Below are 16,810 nucleotides of genomic sequence, written 5' to 3' on the forward strand. Positions count from 1 at the left end.
TATTCCGATTATTTGGCGACGACGCTGACGGAGCCGATCGGCTCCTATGAGAGGCGGATGGATGGCACTGATCGAGGCGTTCAAGCGGTTGCTGGGCGACGCGGCGGTTCTGACCCGCGACGCGGATCTCGCCGGGCTCACCGAAGACTGGCGCGGCCGCTTTAACGCGCCTGCGCTCTGCGCCGTGTTGCCGGCAAACACCGAGCAGGTCGCCGCGATCGTCCGCCTCTGCGCCGAGTCCGGCGTGCCGATGCTGCCGCAGGGCGGCAACACCAGCCTGTGCGGCGGCGCTACGCCGGCCGACGAGGGCAAGCGGCCCGTGATCGTCGCGCTCCGACGGATGCGCCGGATCCGCTCGATCGATCCGATCAACAACACGATGGAAGTGGATGCCGGCTGCGTGCTGGCCGAGATCCACGAGGCCGCCGCCGCAGCCGGCCGGCTCTATCCGGTCAGCCTCGGCGCCGAGGGCTCCTGCCAGATCGGCGGCACGATCGGCACCAATGCCGGCGGCACCGGTGTGCTGCGCTATGGCAACACCCGCGACAACGTGCTCGGCCTCGAGGTCGTGCTGCCCGACGGCTCGATCTGGGACGGCCTCTCAGCGCTGCGCAAGAACAACACCGGCTACGATCTCAAGCATCTCTTCATCGGCTCGGAAGGCACGCTCGGCATCGTCACGGGCGCGGTGCTGAAGCTGCATCCGCTGCCGACTGCAGAAGCGGTGGCGTGGCTCGCAGTCGACGGTCCGCAGAAAGCGCTCGACGTGCTCGGCCTGTTCCAGGCCTCTTGCAGTTCGCGGCTCTCCGCGTTCGAGCTGATGAACGACAATCAGATCCGCCTGGTGCTGGAGCAGGTGCCCGGCCGCCGTTGTCCCGTGGCGCGGATCGATGGTTGGCATGTGCTGGTCGAACTGTCGGATACCGGGGATGCCGCAGCGCTTGCCGCAACGCTGCAGACGGTGCTGGAGCGCGCGCTCGACGCCGGATTGATCAGCGATGCCATCGTCGCGTCGAGCGAAGCCCAGCGCAAGGCGATGTGGCTGGTCCGTCACAGCGTGTCGGAAGCCAACAAGAAGGCCGGCGTCGGCCTGACCTCGGATACCGCAGTGCCGGTGTCGGCGGTGCCCGCCTTCATCGAGCAGGCGGCAGCGGCGGTGCGCGCGCTCGTTCCAGACCTGCCGATGGTGGTGGTCGGCCATATGGGCGACGGCAACATCCACTTCATTCCGTTCTTCACATTCGAGGCGTGGAGCGCGATCGAGGATCGCGATGTCCTCGCCGAGCGGATCCGCCGCGCCATCGATGATGCGGCCGCCGCGTTGCGCGGCACCTTCAGCGCCGAGCACGGCATCGGGCGCACATTGACCGGCGAGATGGCGCGCTACAAGCCGCCGGTCGAGCTCGCCTTGATGCGCGCGGTCAAGCAGGCGTTCGATCCGCGTGGCCTGTTCAATCCCGGCCGCGTGCTGCCGCCGGCCGCTTCCTATCTGCTTCGCCATCCCATGCAACCATCAGACAAAGGGAGACCTGAAACGTGAGCACATCTCCGAGCAAAGGCATTTCGCGTCGCAGTCTGCTGCTGGCCACCGGCGCCACCGCGCTGGCGATGCCTGCAATCTGGTCTCCGTCTCGCGCTGCGGGAAAACGCATCGTGGTGCGCGACGACGGCGGCATCTACACCAAGGCGTATGGTGCGGTGTACTACCGTCCCTTCACCCAGGCGACCGGCATCGAGGTCGTTGGCGTGCAGGCGACCGCCGAGCCTGTCGCGCAGATCAAGACCATGGTCGAGACCAAAAATTACACCTGGGACATGGCCAAGATCAGCTGGCCCGCGATCCTGCTGCTGACCAGCGGCGCCACGCCCCATCTTGAAAAGCACGGCCTGGAGTCGGAGCCGGTCATCAAGACCATCCCGCCGCAATACATGTCGCCCTATGGCGTCGGCACCAACGTCTACTCCACCGTGCTGGCCTATCGCACCGATGCGTTCAAGGGCCGCAAGGCGCCGCAATCCTGGGCCGATTTCTGGAACGTCACCGAGTTTCCCGGCCGTCGCTCCGTGCGCAAGCATCCGTTCGATACCGTCGAGGAAGCGCTGATGGGGGCGGGCGTGCCGACCGCGCAGGTCTATCCATGCGACCTCGACAAGGCGTTTGCATCGCTCGACAAGATTAAATCGGCCGTCGCGGTGTGGTGGACCACAGGTGCGCAGGTCGAGCAGATGCTGACCTCCGGCGAGATCGACATGATCCCGACCTGGGTGTCCCGCGCACAGGCCGCGCAGGCGGCGGGCGCCCCGGTCGAGATCATCTGGAACCAGGGCGTCTGGGGAGCCGACAACTGGTCGATCCTGGCGGGCACGCCGAATGCCGACGCATGCCGCGAGTTCATCAAGTTCGCATCCGACCCGAAGCGCATGGCCGCGTTGACCGAATACTTCCCGGCCGGCCTGACCCAGCCGGAGGCGTTCAGCTACGTCAAGCCCGACATCGCCAAGAATTGTCCGACCTATCCGGACAACATCAAGGCCGGGCTGAAGATCGATCCGAAGTTCTGGCTCGACAACCAGGCTGCGGTGATCGAGCGCTTCAACAGCTGGATTTTGGCCTAAGCACTCGGAGCGGACATGGCCTCATCGAGCCTGCGCGTCTCTGGTCTCTGCAAGCGCTATGGCGACTTCGTCGCGCTGGCGCCGACCAGTCTCGACGTCGCCAAGGGTGAATTCCTCACGCTGCTCGGCCCATCGGGCTCGGGCAAGACGACGCTGCTCAGCCTCATCGCGGGGCTCGCGCAACCGGACGAGGGTCGTATCCTGGTCGATGACGCCGACGTGACGCGCAGCCCCGCCTATGCGCGCGACATCGGCGTCGTGTTCCAGAACTACGCGCTGTTTCCCCACATGACGGTCGAGGACAACATCGCGTTTCCCTTGAAGATGCGGAAAGTCGCCGACGCCGAGGCGCAGAAGCTGACCGCCGCGGCGTTGGAGACGGTGCGGCTGCCGCATGTCGCAAAGCGCTACCCGCGCGAACTCTCCGGCGGCCAGCAGCAGCGCATCGCGCTGGCGCGCTGCATCGTCTATCGCCCGGCGATCATCCTGATGGACGAGCCGCTCGGCGCGCTCGACAAGAAGCTGCGCGACCAGATGCAGCTCGAGATCAAGCGCATCCATCGCGAGCTCGGCACCACCATCATCTACGTGACCCACGACCAGGAGGAGGCGATGACGATGTCGGATCGCATCTGCCTGATGAATGCCGGCGCGATCGACCAGCTCGGTACACCCGAGGATCTCTACTTCCGGCCGCGCTCGGTGTTCGTCGCGGATTTCCTCGGCGAGTCTAATCTGTTCAGTGCCACCGTGCGCGACGTCGACGCTGACGGCCTCGACATCGTGCTGGCCGACCGGCAGGCACGCGCCGTCGGCAATGGCAGCGCGTTTGTTGCGGGCGAGCCGATCAAGGTGATGGTGCGGCCGCAGAACCTGGTGGTCGCGGATGCCGCCGCGGCAAGCGGCAAGCTGACCGGCCGCCTCACCGACGTCATGATCAGCGGCAGTCTGACCCGGCTTTATATCGAACCCGAGACCGCGGGCATGGCGCAGCTCGTCGCCGCCTATCCGACCCGGAGCAGCGCCGCGCCCTATGCGATCGGGCAGTTGCTGTCGCTGGGTTGGAACGCCGCCGATGCGGTTGCGATCCGCGACGGACAGGGAGTCTGAGGTGAAAGCGGGGCTGAGACTGCGCACGCTGCAAGCGGCTCCGCTCTGGAGCTGGGCTGCAATGGGCGCGCCGCTCGTGCTGCTGCTGGTGTGCTTCCTGGTCTACCCGGTCGGCCAGCTCCTGCTGCTCAGCATCCACAACGATGCCGGCTTCACGCTGGCACAGTATCGCCAATTGTTCGCCTCGTCGGTCTATGTCGATGTCCTCCTCATCACCCTGAAGATCTCGCTGGCGACGACGCTCCTCTGCGTCATCGCGGGTTATCCGATCGCCTACCTGATCTCGATGGTGAGCAAGGAGCGCAAGGCGACATTGCTGTTCTGGGTGCTGCTGTCGTTCTGGACCAGCTTTCTGGTCCGCGCCTTCGCCTGGGTCGTGCTGCTGGGGCGCAACGGCGTCATCAACAAGCTCTTGCTCTCGCTCGGCATCGTTTCGGCACCGGTCGACCTGCTCTACAGCCTCAGTAGTGTCCTGATCGGCATGGTCAACGCGCTGCTGCCGCTCGCCGTCCTGACCATGCTCTCGGTGATGGAGAACATCGATCGCAATCTGCCGCGCGCCGCAGCGACGCTCGGCGCCGGTCCCGGCATGGCGTTCTGGAAGATCTATTTTCCGCTGTCGCTGCCCGGCGTCGCCGCGGCCGGCATCATGGTGTTCGTCACCGCGATCGGCTTCTTCATCGTGCCGGCGCTGCTCGGCGGCCGCCGCGAGACCATGATCACGCAGCTGATCATCGACCAGGTGCAGCAGACCATGAACTGGGGCTTTGCCGGCGCGATCTCGGTGCTGCTGCTGGCCGTCGTGCTGATCGTCTTCCTGGTCTACGACCGGCTGCTCGGCCTCTCGACCATGACCGGCGCGGCCACGACGGCGCGCGCCCGGCCGTCGCACGGCGCGGGCTTTTTCGCTGAGATGGGCGACGTCATCCTGACGCTGCTCGGAGCGATCTCCGACCGTATCATCGGCATACTGCCGTCGTGGCGGCGCGACCGCGGCCCCGATACGCCCGGCTTCGGGTTGCAGGGCTTCGTCTGGATCATGCTGATCGTGATCAGCGCACCGACCTTGCTGATGATCCCGCTGTCGTTCGGCTCCGGCGGTCTCAACTGGCCGCCGCAGGGATTCACCTTGCACTGGTACCAGGACGTGCTGCAATCGCCGGTGTGGACGCAGGCGGTGATACGTTCGCTGCTGGTCGGGCTCGGCACCGGCGCGCTCGCGATGCTGATCGGCACGCCGGCCGCGTTCCTATTGGTGCGCAGCAATCTCCCGGCCAAGGGCGCCTGGCTCGCCTTCATCCTGTCGCCGATCGTGGTGCCGCGCATGATCATCGCGGTCGGGCTGTTCTATGTGTTCGCGCGCATCGGCCTGGTCGGCAGCGCCTTCGGCCTGATCCTCGGGCATACCGTCGTCGCGGTGCCCTATGTGGTGATGACCATGATGGCGGTGCTGCGCAATTACGACACGCGGCTCGACCACGCCGCGCAGAGCCTCGGCGCCGGCCCGTTCGCGACGCTGCGCTACGTCACCTTTCCGATCCTTGGCGCGGGCATGATGTCGTCGTTCCTGTTCGCCTTCGCGACCTCGTTCGACGAGCTCACCATCGCGCTGTTCGCCACCGGCGGCCTGAATGCGACCTTGCCCAAGCAGTTCTGGGACGAGGTGACGATGCAGGTCTCGCCTGTGATCGCCGCCGTCTCGACCTGCCTGTTCATCTTCATGGGCATTTTGATCTTCGTCGCCGAACGCCTGCGCCGCCGCGTCGCCGCAAGTTAGCCATCCGTCCCGTCAATCAGAGGTTCCGTCAATGCTCAGCTCCACTCACCTCCGCGGCCTGTTCCCCGCGATCCCGACCCCGGTCACGGCCGACGACACCATCGACGCTGGCGCGGTCTCTGCGCTGTTCGCCTGGCTCAACAAGCAGGGCATCGACGGCGTGGTGCCGCTCGGCGGCACCGGTGAATATGGCGCGCTGTCGCGCCGCGAGCGGATCCGGATGGCGAAGCTGTCGGTCGAGGCCATGGCGGGCAAGGGTCCGGTGATCGCGGGCGTGCTCGACACTGGCTTCCACGATGCGCTTCAGGCCGGCCGCGAATTCGCCGCCGAGGGCGTGGACGGTCTGTTGGTTCTTACGCCATACTACACCAACCCGACTCAGGCGGGCATCCGCGACTATTTCCTGCGCTATGCCGATGCCTCGCCGGTGCCGCTGCTGATCTACGAGATTCCTTATCGCACCCGGATCGCGATCGAGCCGAAAATCCTGCATGAGCTGTCGCGGCATCCCAACATCATCGGCATGAAGGCCTGCAATCTCGACATGTATCATTTCCTGCAGGTCGTCGCCGGCGTCGACGAGAGCTTTACGGTGCTGAGCGGCGAGGACAGCCTGTTTCCGCTTCACCTCGCCGCCGGCGCCAAGGGCGGCATCGTCGTCACCGCGTGCCTGTTGCCGCGGGCCTGGCGGCAGATCTACGAGGCGGCCACCGCCGGTCGCACCGCCGAGGCGCTCGCGCTGCATCGTCGCCTGATCCCGTTCATGAACATGGCGTTCGCCGAGACCAATCCGGGGCCGATGAAGGCGGTGATGGATCTCGTCGGCGTCAATGCGCCGCGCACGCTGGCGCCGCTGGTGCAGCCGGCAGCGCCGCTGGTCGCGGCGTTCCGGGCCGAGCTCGGCCGCCAGCTCGCCGCGACGGAAGGCGTGGGCTGACCATGCGGGCGGGCCGCACCGCTTCGTCGATGGAAGGATGACAGCATGACTGACGACAGTCGGAGCATGGCGCGGCCTGCGAAGCGCGGCAAGGCGAGGGCCGGCAACGGGAAGGGCGCCGCCAAGCAGGCGGCGCCGGCGCGTTCGTCGCTGTTCGTCGGCTCCACGGAGAAGGCATTCCAGGTGCTGCATGCGTTCGACGGCCCGCGGCGGCACATGACGCTGGCCGACATCGCGCGCGCCGCCGCGCTCGACCGCAGCGCCACGCAGCGGCTGGTCTACACGCTGGAGACGCTCGGCTACATCAGGCGGATCGAAGGCACCCGCAATTACGGGCTGACCTCGAAGGTACTGCAGTTCTCGCACAGCTATCTCAAGGCCAACGAGCTAATCGACAGGGCCTCGCCCTATCTGCTCGAGATCAGCCGCAATCTCGGCGAGACCTGCAACATGCACGAGCTCGACGGCCCCGAGATCGTCTTCGTGGCGCGCTTTCCGGGCCAGCATCTGATCAACATCGACATCGTGATCGGCAGTCGGCTGCCGACCTACTTCACGGCATCGGGCACCGCGATCCTGTCGGCGCTATCCGAGGAAGAGCGCGTCGATCTGCTCAAGCGCACGCCGCTCGCGCCGCTGACGCCCTACACGGTGACCGATCCGGACAGGCTCTTGGAGCGCGTGCGGATCGCGGCCAAGCGCGGCTATGCCGTGATCATGAACGAGACCGTGATGGGCGACATCTCCGTCGCCGCCCCCATCATCGACGAGCACGGCCGCGCGGTTGCTGCGATCAACATCTCGGTGCCGACCACGCGCTGGACCATGGAGCGCGCCGAAGCCGAGCTGGTGCAGCACGTCCATGTCGCCGCGACCTCGATCTCGAAATCGAAGTTCAACCGCTACGCAGCGTGACCTCTTACCTCGCCCCGCTTGCGGGGAGAGGTCGGCGCATAGCGCCGAGTGAGGGGGACTCTCCGCGCGCTCACCTCTGTCGAATTTGCGGAGGCAGCCCCTCACCCCAACCTCTCCCCGCGAAGAGCGGGGAGAGGGGGCTGACAGCCTTACTCCGCCGCCTCTTTCGCCTTCAGCGTCGGATAATCCGTGTAGCCCTTGGCACCGCCACCATAGAACGTGTTCTTGTCCCATTCGTTGAGCGGGGCGCCGGCCTTCAGCCGCTCGACCAGGTCGGGGTTGGAGATGAACGGCTTGCCGAACGCGATCATGTCGGCGGCGCCCGCCTCCAGCACCTTGTTGGCCAGTGCGAAGTCGTAGCCGTTGTTGGCGATGTAGGCCTGCTTGAAGCGCTTGCGCAGCGACGTGTAATCGAACGGCGCGATGTCACGCGGGCCGCCGGTCGCGCCCTCGATGACGTGGATATAGGTCAGCTTCAGTGCGTTGAGGTGGTCGACGATAAAGTCGAACAACGGCTGCGGATTGCTATCGGACGCGTCATTGGCCGGCGTCACCGGCGAGATGCGGATGCCGGTGCGCTCGGCGCCGGCCTCGGTGGCCACGGCCCTGGAGACCTCGAGCATCAGCTTGGCGCGGTTCTCGATCGAGCCGCCATAGGAATCGGTGCGCTTGTTGATGCCGTCGCGGGCGAACTGGTCGAGCAGATAGCCGTTGGCGCCGTGGATCTCGACGCCGTCGAAGCCGGCCGCCAGCGCATTCGCAGTGCCGCGTTTGAAGTCGTCGAGGATGCCCGGAATTTCGGACAGCTCCAGCGCGCGCGGCTCGGACACGTCGGCGAAGGTGCCGTTGACGAAGGTCTTGGTCTTGGCCTTGAGCGCGCTCGGCGCGACCGGCGCGCCGCCGTTCGGCTGCAGCGTGACATGCGAGATGCGGCCGACATGCCAGAGCTGGATGAAGATGTGGCCGCCGCGCTCATGCACGCGGTCGGTGACCTTGCGCCAGGCCTCGACCTGCTCCCTGGAATAGATGCCGGGCGTATCCTGGTAACCCTGGCCCTGCTGCGAGACCTGGCTCGCTTCGGTGATCAGGAGGCCGGCGGAGGCACGCTGGCCGTAATAATCCACCGCAAGCGGGCTCGGCACCATGCCAGGCGGCACCGCGCGGTTGCGCGTCAGGGGCGCCATCGCAAAGCGGTTCGGCAATGTCAGGTGGCCAAGCTTGAAGGGCTCGAAGAGTTTGGATTGGCTCATGGGGAAACGTTCCAGGATATGAAGGATGGGGGAGACTTGTGCATTGCCGCGAGAAGCGCAATGGCGGTGCCATTCGCGGCATGCAGACTAGCTGCGCACGATCCCGCCCATGTGGCCGGCATCGAGGAACAGCGTGTGCGCGTTGACGTAGGAGGATTCGTTCGAAATCAGGAACAACGCAGTATAGGCGACCTCCCAGCCGGTGCCCTGGCGGCCGAAAGGCACTGTCACGGCCCGGTCCGAGCGGCGGCGGCTGGCGTCGCGGCCCATCGGCGTGTCGATGAAGCCGGGCGCGATCACGTTGCAGCGAATGCCTTTGGGTTCACCGGCCCGTGCGATTGCCCGGCCCAGCGCGATCTGCGCCGCCTTGGAGGATTCATAGGCCGGGTTGTGACCGCCGGCGCGTTGGCTCGCCATCGAGGAGATCAGGATGATCGCGCCGCCCGGCGCCATCACCTCCAGCGCCTTCTGCGCGAACAGCATGTGGCTGCGTACGTTGACGGCATAGTCCCTGTCCCAGGCCTCGGCTGTCATCTTGGGCAACGACAGGCCGGAGGAGATTCCGACGCTCAGCGCCACCCCGTCGAGCCCGCCGAGCTGTTGCACGCAGCGCTCCACCGCCGGCGCGATCTGACTGACATCGGCGGCATCGACCACGTCGGTGAAGGCCTTGCCGCCTTCCTTCGTGATCTGCGCGACGGTGTCGTCGGCCGCGTCCTTGTTGATGTCGAGACATGCGACGGAGGCGCCTTCGCGCGCGAACAGCACGCTCATCGCGCGGCCGTTCCCAACAGGCGGATGCTCGTCGACGACGTTGCGCTGTCCGGCGCCGACCACGATGATGCGGCGGCCATTGAGCCGGCCGCGGCTCTGCGCCAGCCCCAGCGATTCCGCATGCAGCGATGCGGACGGATCGACGGATTTCGGCGCATGGGTGGTGGTCGACATGGCGTGCTCCCTGACGTCTTGTTGTTGTCAGGGAGCAGTAGCACGAGACCGCGTGTGAGGCGAAAATGCCGTGGCGCGGGAATATGCTCGCCTGGCGCGCTTTGCGCGTCAGGCAGCGCCGAGGAAATCGCGCTTGCCGATCTCGACACCGTTGTGGCGCAGGATGCCGTGCGCGGTCACGGCATGGAAATAGAAGTTCGGGAACGAGAAGCCGCTGACGAATTGCTGGCCGCTCAGGGTCATGGTTTTGCCGGCGCCGATCGGGAAGGTGACCTCCTTGGCGTCGCCGCCTTCGAACTGCGCCGGCGTGAACGATTTCACATAGTCGATCGTCTTGGCCAGCCGCTGCTTTAACTCGGCAAAGCTCGTCTCGGTATCCGGCGTCGACGGCACCTCGCTATGCGTCAGCCGCGCGCAGCCGCGGGCGGCGTGATCGCAAACCAGCTGCACCTGCTTGGTCAGCGGCAGCATGTCGGGATAGAGCCGCGATCCCAGCAGCACCGCCGGCTCGATCTTCTTGGCCTCGCAATGCGCCTCGGCCTTGGTGAGGATGCCGGTGAGGCTGTTGAGGATCTGGAGGTAGGCGGGGACGACGGCGTCATGAAAGGACATGGGATGCTCTCGCGATGTGAAAATCGGATGTGCCTGATAGCGATGCTGCAGATGGGGCGGCGGATAGGCGAATACAACTGCATGGACCGGCAATAGTTGGTCAAATATTCTCGCGCTAGCCATTAGTCCCGTCATCCTGAGAGATGTGAGGCTATCTCCTCATCCCTTCTGTCATCGCCCGGCCTGTGCGCAATCGCGCACATGGACCGGGCGACCCAGTACGCCGCGGCTTCTCTGTTCAAGCACTGCCGTCTCTGGAATACTGGATCACCCGCATGCGCGGGTGATGACACCGAACAAGCGAAAGTGTCACAAACTCTCAGGGTGACGGATCAATTTGGTGCGCGTGGCGGATTGAAAGAATCTACCGCATCCCGGGCATCGCCGCTTCCGCCGGCTGTGCACGTGGCCCGCGCATCCGCGCCAAAAGCTCTGCGGTGGGCCAGGAGTCCGCCGGCAGGCCGTACTTCATCTGCATCGCCTTCACCGCGCTGCGGCTGGCTTGTCCCAGCACGCCGTCGACCTTGCCGACGTCGTAGCCGGCGCGTGCCAATAAGCCTTGCAGCTCCTTGATCTCGGCAAACGGCAGTTGCGCCACCGCGCCGTGCGGCCGCTGCATCGGCGCAGCCCCCGCGATGCGGCTGGCGAGATAGCCGGCGGTGGTCGAATAGATCAGCGAGTTATTCCACTCGGTGTAGGCGGCGAAATTCGCGTAGGCCAGGAACGCCGGACCCATCCGGCCCATCGGCAGCAGCAACGAGGTCGGCATCTCGTCGTTCGGCAACGGCTTGCCATCGGTATAGGTGACGCCGAGCGAGGCCCATTTCGAGCGCGGCAGCTTGACCGTGAGGTCGGCCTGGTCCCACGGGAAGTTCGCTTGCTGCGGCACGCGCACCTCCTGCAGCCACGGCTCGCCGCGCCGCCACTTCAACCCGGTGGCAATGTAGTTCGCGGTCGAGCCGATCACGTCGGGGCCGCTGCGCAGCAGGTTGCGATGGCCGTCGCCGTCGTAATCGACCGCATAGTTGAAATAGTGCGTCGGCAAAAATTGCGTCTGGCCGAGCTCGCCAGCCCAGGAGCCGATCATCTCGTCGGGCGACAGATCGCCGCGCTCGATCACCTTCAGCGCTGCGATGGTCTCGCCCTGGAACATCTCCGAGCGGCGGCAATCGTAAGCCAGCGACACCAGAGATTTCAGCGTCGGCAGATTGCCCATCTGGGCGCCGAAATCGCTTTCCAGTCCCCAGAACGCGGCGATCACGGCCGGCGGCACGCCGTATTCCTTCTCGGCGCGCGCGAACGCTGCGGCGTAGGTCTTGATGTGCTGCTGGCCCTGCTGCATCCGGTAGTTCGCGGCCATGCGGCCGGCGAACTCGGTGAAGATCTGCCCGAACACGCGCTGGCCGCGGTCGCGGTTGACGATGCCCTGGTCGTAGGTGAGGTAGGGCCCCGCTTCCGCCAGCGTGGCTTGCGAGACGCCGGCTGTGACCGCCTTGGATTTCAGCTCGGCGAGGAAGCGATCAAAGCTCTGCCCGTTGTGGCAGGACGCCGCTCGCGGTGCGACGGCGGCCGGCCGCGGTCTGGCGGGCAGTGGTTTTACGGGGGGAGGGTCGCCGAACAGCTGTTGTGCCGATGCCATCGGCGAGAGCGCCAGTGCCGCTGCGACAGCAGCGATCATGATCGGGGCGCGGAGGGCAGAGGCTCGCATCGATGTCACCGGCGTTGCTGGGGCGGAAAAGCGCAGCTTTGCATACACCAGGGCGGCCCCGGGCAACAACGGGGTGGACCATTTGAGCGTCGGCGGGGAAAGTGCCGGCCGTTATGATCGGCGGATGATTCGCGGGCAGGGGTGTCCGCGGATCGGCCACGCCCGGAGGGACCCATGTGGAGTTTTCTCGAGCGTCTCCTTGATTATTCGACGCTCTCGCCGCACGGCATTTGTTTGTTATGGGAGCCGGAGCTGATCTGGCTCCACGTCATTTCCGACGCCATCATTGCCGTTTCCTATTTCTCGATTCCGTTCGCGCTCGCCATCCTGGTGTCGAAGCGGCGCGATTTCCAGTTCGGATGGATGGCCTGGCCGTTCGCCACCTTCATCCTGGCCTGCGGGCTCACCCATGTGTTCTCGATCTACACGCTGTGGGTACCGATCTACGGCATCGAAGGCCTGCTCAAGGCGCTGACCGCGATCGCCTCGATCTTCACCGCGGTGCTGCTGTGGCCGCTGATCCCGCGAATCCTGGCGATCCCGACCGAGCAGCAGCTGCGCGAGGCGCATGTCGCGCTGGCCGAGGAGGGCCGGCAGCGCCAGCGCTCGGAATTCCTGCTGCAGCGCTTTCGCGAGGCCGAGGCCTATGAGAGCAAGATCCGCCAAGCGCAGAAGATGGAGGCGGTCGGCCAGCTCACCGGCGGCATCGCGCACGACTTCAACAACATCCTCACCGTGATCACCGGCACCATCGACATCCTCGCCGATGCGGTCACCCACAACCGGCAGCTCACCGAGATCACCGGCCTGATCCGCGACGCCGCCGACCGCGGCGCCTCGCTGACCCGGCATTTGCTCGCCTTCGCGCGCAAGCAGCCGCTGCAGCCGACCGATGTCGACGTCAACGCGCTGATGGTCGACACCATCGAACTGTTGCAGCCGACCATCGGCGACCATGTCGACATCGAGTTTCATCCCGCGCTGACTTTGCCGCGTGCGCTGGTCGATTCCAACCAGCTCGCCACCGCGGTGATCAATCTGGCGCTGAACGCGCGCGACGCGATGCCGAAGGGCGGCCGGCTCAGGATCGAGACCCGCATCGCCGAGCTGAAGCCCGCCGATGTGCAGGGCCATGACGGCCTCGTCGCCGGCGACTATGTGGCGATCGCGCTGATCGACAACGGCCAGGGCATCGCGGAGGCGGACCTGACGAAGGTATTCGAGCCGTTCTTCACCACCAAGGAGGTCGGCAAGGGTACCGGGCTCGGCCTGAGCATGGTCTATGGCTTCGTCAAGCAATCCAACGGTCATATCACGCTCGACAGCGAGATCGACCGCGGCACCCGCGTCACGCTGTATTTGCCGCGCGGCGCGGTCAACGCGCAGCCGGTGGTGCTGCCTCGGCGGCAACCGGAACTGCGCGGCGCGAGGGAGATCGTGCTGATCGTCGAGGACGACAGGCTGGTGCGCGCCTATGTGCTGACCCAGATCGAAAGCCTGGGCTACACCACGCTGTCGGCAAGCAACGGGCCGGAGGCGCTGGCGCTGCTCGACAGCGGCGTGCCGGTCGATCTCCTGTTCACCGACGTCATCATGCCGGGCGCGATGAACGGCCGCGAGCTCGCCACCGAAGCGCGCAGGCGGCGGCCGGCCTTACGCGTGCTGTTCACCTCGGGTTACACCGAGAACGCGATCGACCATGACGGCCGGCTCGACGAGGGCGTCCTGTTCCTGGCCAAGCCCTACAGCCGCGCCGATCTCGCCAGCATGCTGCGCGTCGCCTTGCGCGAGGACGAAGCGGCCGCGCGCGAGCCGGCGGCGTAGGAAAGTCGTAGGGTGAGCAAAGTGGCGCGTCAGCGCGTAGGGTGGGCAAAGCGAAGCGTGCCCACCATCGCGGGCACGGCGTGGATGGTGGGCACGTCGCTTCGCTCCTTTGCCCACCCTCCCGATCTCATGAAGCCGTCAGCACCACGTCGTCCATCACCAGCGCGTCGATGCCGGACTTGCGGAACGTGACGATGGCATCGTTCGGCGTGCAGACGATCGGCTCGCTGTCGTTGAAGGAGGTGTTGACGACGATGGGCACGCCGGTCTTGGCATGGAACGCGGAGATCAGCGCGTGAAAGCGCGGATTTGACTTGCGGCTCACGATCTGGACCCGGGCGCTGCCGTCCTTGTGCAGCACGGCGGGAATCAGGTCGCGCTTGTCGGGCTTCACGGGACAGGCAAACAGCATGAACTCATGGCTCGCCGACCGTGCGCCGATCTCGAACCATTCATCGGCGTGCTCGGCCAGCACGCTCGGCGCGAAGGGACGGAAATCCTCGCGGTGCTTGACCTTCTGGTTGAGGATGTCGCGCATGTCGGGCCGCCTGGGGTCGGCGAGCAGCGAGCGGTTGCCGAGCGCGCGCGGCCCGAACTCCATGCGGCCCTGAAACCAGGCCACGATCTTGCCGTCGGCGATCATCCTGGCGGCATCGCGCGCCGGCTGCTTGCTTTGCCGCGACTTCAGGCCGGCCGCTTTCACCGCCGCCAGGATATCGCGTCGCTTGAACGCAGGCCCGAGATACGGCGTGGAAGTGCCGCGCTCGGGTGGACGCTTAGCCTTGGCGCAATGCACCGCCAGCGCCGCGCCGATCGCGGTGCCCGCGTCATGCGGCGCGGACGGAATGAAGAGGTTGGCGAACTCGTTTGAACGCTTGACCACGTCGTTGGTCACGCAGTTGAGCGCGACGCCGCCGGCCAGGCACAGATTGTCCGACGGCACCCGGCGCTTGACGCGGCGCACCGCAGCGGTGACCGCGGCGTCGGTCGCCGCCTGCAGTGCTGCCGCCATATCGGCATGCCGCGGCAGGATCTCGCCATCCTCAAAGCGCCCCTCGCCGAAGATCGCTTCCATCCTGGCATAGCGCTCCGGGCTGTTGCCGAGAAATTCGCGCGCCACGCCGTAGTTCACCTCATCGGCGCGCATGATCGAGAGAAACTGCTCGCGGTAAACCTCGGGATCGCCGTAGGCGGCGAGTCCCATCACCTTCGAGGCGTCGTAGTGCGAGAAGCCGAGATAGCCGCTGAACACCTCCCACAGGAAGCCGATCGAGTGCGGATACTCGAACACCTCGACGGTCTGGATCTTCGTGCCGGCAGCCTTCGCGATCGAGGAGGCCGCGGTCTCGCCGATGCCGTCGATGGTGAGGATCGCCGCCTGATCGAAGCCCGACGGGAAATAGGCGGACGCGGCGTGCGCTATGTGATGCGGCACGAAATGCAGCCGCTGTCCGAGCGCGCGTCCGAGCAACTCGTCGATCGCGCCGGGCACTTGTCCCAGCCGCAGCCGAAAGGTTTCTTCCGATCGCGGATCCCACCACTCGGCGCGATAGCGCTTCCGGCGCAGCTTGGGATCGAACGAGTAGGCGACGTGATCGATATCCTTAGCGGTGAGCCCGGCGTGGTTCAGGCAATAGCGGATCGCGCGTTCGGGGAGCTGATGCGGATTGTCGAATTCGGCGGGCTTGCCGTGCTTGATGCGGTTGAACCGCTCCTCTTCCACGGCCGCGACGAGCTTGCCGTCGACCAGGAGCGCCGCGGCGGACTCGTGATACACTGAATTGATTCCAAGGATGTTCACCTGCCGCTCCAGTACACTTGGCTGTCGCGGAATATTATCCAATGTGTCCGGACGTGTCAGGTGCCATCGCGGTCGCATAGTGTCGTCCCGGCGAAGGCCGGGACCCATAACCACAGGGTTGTGTTGTTGAAGCGCGCTGTGGCCCCAGCGTCGCGCAACAATGACTTTCGGTGGTTATGGGTCCCGGCCTTCGCCGGGACGACACCGAATGTTTGACGCCGAGCGCCGCGTTGTCCTACGCACTCGCCGCAGTCAGGCGGTCGGCCTGGTCCTTGGTCAGCTCCAGCCTTGTCGCAGCGACCAGCGTCGCGACATGCTCGGGCTTGGTCGCGCTGGCAATCGGTGATGCGATCGCCGGCCGCGTCATCAGCCAGGCGAGCGCGATCGCGGCCGGCTCGGCACGGGTTTCGGCGGCGACCTCGTCGAGACAGGCCAGGATGCGCAGGCCGCGCGGGTTCAGGTACCTTGGAATGCTGCGCGCGCCGCGCGGGCTCTTGCCGAAATCGGCCTCCGAGCGATATTTGCCGGTGAGGAATCCCGCGGCAAGCGAGAAGAACGTGATCACGCCGACGTCGTTGTCCACGCAGACGCGCTCCAGCGCGCCTTCGTAGCTGGTGCGCTCGGAGAGGCTGTATTCCGGCTGCATGGTCTCGTAGCGCGGCAGTCCGTTCGCCTTGGCAATGTCGAGCGCGCTCTGCAACCGCTCGGCGGAGAAGTTCGAGGCGCCGATCGCCCGCACCTTGCCGGCTTTGATCAGTTTGTCGTAGGTCGCCAACGTCTCTTCCTGCGGCGTGGTCTCGTCGTCCTTGTGCGACTGGTAGAGGTCGATCGTGTCGGTCTGCAGCCGCTTGAGCGAGTCCTCGACCGCGCGGGCGATGTAATCCGGCTTCAGCCCGACATTGCCGTTGCCCATGTCCATGCCGACCTTGGTGGCGAGGATGACGCTGTTACGGTTGCCGCGCGCCTTCATCCATTTGCCGATGATCGTCTCCGACTCGCCGCCGTGATGGCCCGGCACCCAGCGCGAATAGACGTCGGCCGTATCGAGAAACGTCAGGCCGTGGTCGAGCACGGTGTCGAGCAGGCGAAACGACGCCGCTTCGTCCACCGTCCAGCCGAACACATTGCAGCCGAAGCACAGGGGAGGAACGGTGAGGCCGGAACGGCCGAGCGGACGATGCTTCATGAGTTTCTTTCGCGTGTTCTTGATGGCAGGCGGCGGGACACTGATGCAGATCGGTGCTGTTTGCAAGGCCGACGGGTCCGACATTGCCGTTCGCCACGCGTGGCGGACTCGTAGGATGGGTGGAGC

Annotated in this window: 13 protein-coding genes; 7 read left to right on the plus strand and 6 right to left on the minus strand. The window is 65.8% G+C overall.

All coding sequences use genetic code 11. The features are described from left to right. Positions 1-61: 61 nt before the first annotated feature. From IC762_RS08445 to IC762_RS08470, 6 genes are read left to right on the plus strand one after another with little or no spacing between them, the layout of a single operon-like run. Complete coding sequence (locus IC762_RS08445; protein ID WP_195788352.1) at positions 62-1,540, plus strand: FAD-binding oxidoreductase; 1,479 nt, start codon at positions 62-64, stop codon at positions 1,538-1,540. Beyond that, positions 1,537-2,616: an ABC transporter substrate-binding protein gene (locus tag IC762_RS08450; protein WP_246801478.1), complete on the plus strand. Its 1,080-nt coding sequence runs from the start codon at positions 1,537-1,539 to the stop codon at positions 2,614-2,616. The genes IC762_RS08445 and IC762_RS08450 overlap by 4 nt, the downstream gene beginning before the upstream one ends. A 15-nt stretch (positions 2,617-2,631) precedes the next feature. Beyond that, on the plus strand, positions 2,632-3,726 hold the full coding sequence (locus IC762_RS08455) for an ABC transporter ATP-binding protein (RefSeq protein WP_195788353.1): 1,095 nt from the start codon (positions 2,632-2,634) through the stop codon (positions 3,724-3,726). Between the two features lies 1 nt (position 3,727). Continuing rightward, complete coding sequence (locus tag IC762_RS08460) at positions 3,728-5,503, plus strand: ABC transporter permease subunit (protein WP_246801479.1); 1,776 nt, start codon at positions 3,728-3,730, stop codon at positions 5,501-5,503. A gap of 31 nt (positions 5,504-5,534) precedes the next feature. Further along, positions 5,535-6,440: a 4-hydroxy-tetrahydrodipicolinate synthase gene (gene dapA / locus IC762_RS08465; RefSeq protein WP_195788354.1), complete on the plus strand. Its 906-nt coding sequence runs from the start codon at positions 5,535-5,537 to the stop codon at positions 6,438-6,440. A gap of 45 nt (positions 6,441-6,485) precedes the next feature. Then, entirely contained in the window at positions 6,486-7,355 is an 870-nt protein-coding gene (locus IC762_RS08470; protein WP_210338427.1) for an IclR family transcriptional regulator, read from the plus strand. 149 nt (positions 7,356-7,504) lie between these two features. Here IC762_RS08470 and IC762_RS08475 read toward each other — a convergent pair whose 3' ends face one another. The 4 genes from IC762_RS08475 to IC762_RS08490 form a co-directional block, all read right to left on the minus strand. Next, entirely contained in the window at positions 7,505-8,605 is a 1,101-nt protein-coding gene (locus IC762_RS08475; RefSeq protein ID WP_195788355.1) for an alkene reductase, read from the minus strand. 87 nt (positions 8,606-8,692) lie between these two features. Next, on the minus strand, positions 8,693-9,553 hold the full coding sequence (locus IC762_RS08480; RefSeq protein WP_195788356.1) for an SDR family NAD(P)-dependent oxidoreductase: 861 nt from the start codon (positions 9,551-9,553) through the stop codon (positions 8,693-8,695). Positions 9,554-9,661: 108 nt separating this feature from the next. Then, positions 9,662-10,165 (minus strand): DUF1993 domain-containing protein, encoded by a 504-nt coding sequence (locus IC762_RS08485; protein ID WP_195788357.1) that lies wholly within the window; start codon positions 10,163-10,165, stop codon positions 9,662-9,664. A 364-nt stretch (positions 10,166-10,529) separates the two neighbouring features. Next, positions 10,530-11,843 carry a lytic murein transglycosylase gene (locus tag IC762_RS08490; RefSeq protein WP_246801480.1) on the minus strand — a complete coding sequence of 438 codons (1,314 nt, stop codon included), beginning with the start codon at positions 11,841-11,843 and terminating at the stop codon, positions 10,530-10,532. A gap of 204 nt (positions 11,844-12,047) precedes the next feature. On the opposite strand from IC762_RS08490, the gene IC762_RS08495 reads away from it, so the two are divergent. Next, on the plus strand, positions 12,048-13,697 hold the full coding sequence (locus tag IC762_RS08495; protein WP_195788358.1) for an ATP-binding protein: 1,650 nt from the start codon (positions 12,048-12,050) through the stop codon (positions 13,695-13,697). 127 nt (positions 13,698-13,824) lie between these two features. On the opposite strand, the gene IC762_RS08500 is transcribed toward IC762_RS08495, so the two are convergent. Together IC762_RS08500 and IC762_RS08505 are read right to left on the minus strand one after the other, a co-directional pair. Next, on the minus strand, positions 13,825-15,498 hold the full coding sequence (locus IC762_RS08500; RefSeq protein ID WP_246801481.1) for a carbamoyltransferase family protein: 1,674 nt from the start codon (positions 15,496-15,498) through the stop codon (positions 13,825-13,827). Between the two features lie 235 nt (positions 15,499-15,733). After that, positions 15,734-16,684, minus strand: a complete 951-nt coding sequence (locus IC762_RS08505; RefSeq protein WP_195788360.1) for an aldo/keto reductase — start codon at positions 16,682-16,684, stop codon at positions 15,734-15,736. Positions 16,685-16,810: the final 126 nt, after the last annotated feature.

The organism is Bradyrhizobium genosp. L (assembly GCF_015624485.1).
GTDB lineage: Bacteria > Pseudomonadota > Alphaproteobacteria > Rhizobiales > Xanthobacteraceae > Bradyrhizobium.

What these genes read in the sequence shown, in the direction of transcription:
- IC762_RS08490 (WP_246801480.1), bottom strand. Translation starts at nt 11,843, where the DNA reads ATGATCGCTGCTGTCGCAGCGGCACTGGCGCTCTCGCCGATGGCATCG.
- IC762_RS08505 (WP_195788360.1), bottom strand. Translation starts at nt 16,684, where the DNA reads ATGAAGCATCGTCCGCTCGGCCGTTCCGGCCTCACCGTTCCTCCCCTG.
- IC762_RS08480 (WP_195788356.1), bottom strand. Translation starts at nt 9,553, where the DNA reads ATGTCGACCACCACCCATGCGCCGAAATCCGTCGATCCGTCCGCATCG.
- IC762_RS08455 (WP_195788353.1), top strand. Translation starts at nt 2,632, where the DNA reads ATGGCCTCATCGAGCCTGCGCGTCTCTGGTCTCTGCAAGCGCTATGGC.
- IC762_RS08495 (WP_195788358.1), top strand. Translation starts at nt 12,048, where the DNA reads ATGTGGAGTTTTCTCGAGCGTCTCCTTGATTATTCGACGCTCTCGCCG.
- IC762_RS08475 (WP_195788355.1), bottom strand. Translation starts at nt 8,605, where the DNA reads ATGAGCCAATCCAAACTCTTCGAGCCCTTCAAGCTTGGCCACCTGACA.
- dapA (WP_195788354.1), top strand. Translation starts at nt 5,535, where the DNA reads ATGCTCAGCTCCACTCACCTCCGCGGCCTGTTCCCCGCGATCCCGACC.
- IC762_RS08470 (WP_210338427.1), top strand. Translation starts at nt 6,486, where the DNA reads ATGACTGACGACAGTCGGAGCATGGCGCGGCCTGCGAAGCGCGGCAAG.
- IC762_RS08445 (WP_195788352.1), top strand. Translation starts at nt 62, where the DNA reads ATGGCACTGATCGAGGCGTTCAAGCGGTTGCTGGGCGACGCGGCGGTT.
- IC762_RS08485 (WP_195788357.1), bottom strand. Translation starts at nt 10,165, where the DNA reads ATGTCCTTTCATGACGCCGTCGTCCCCGCCTACCTCCAGATCCTCAAC.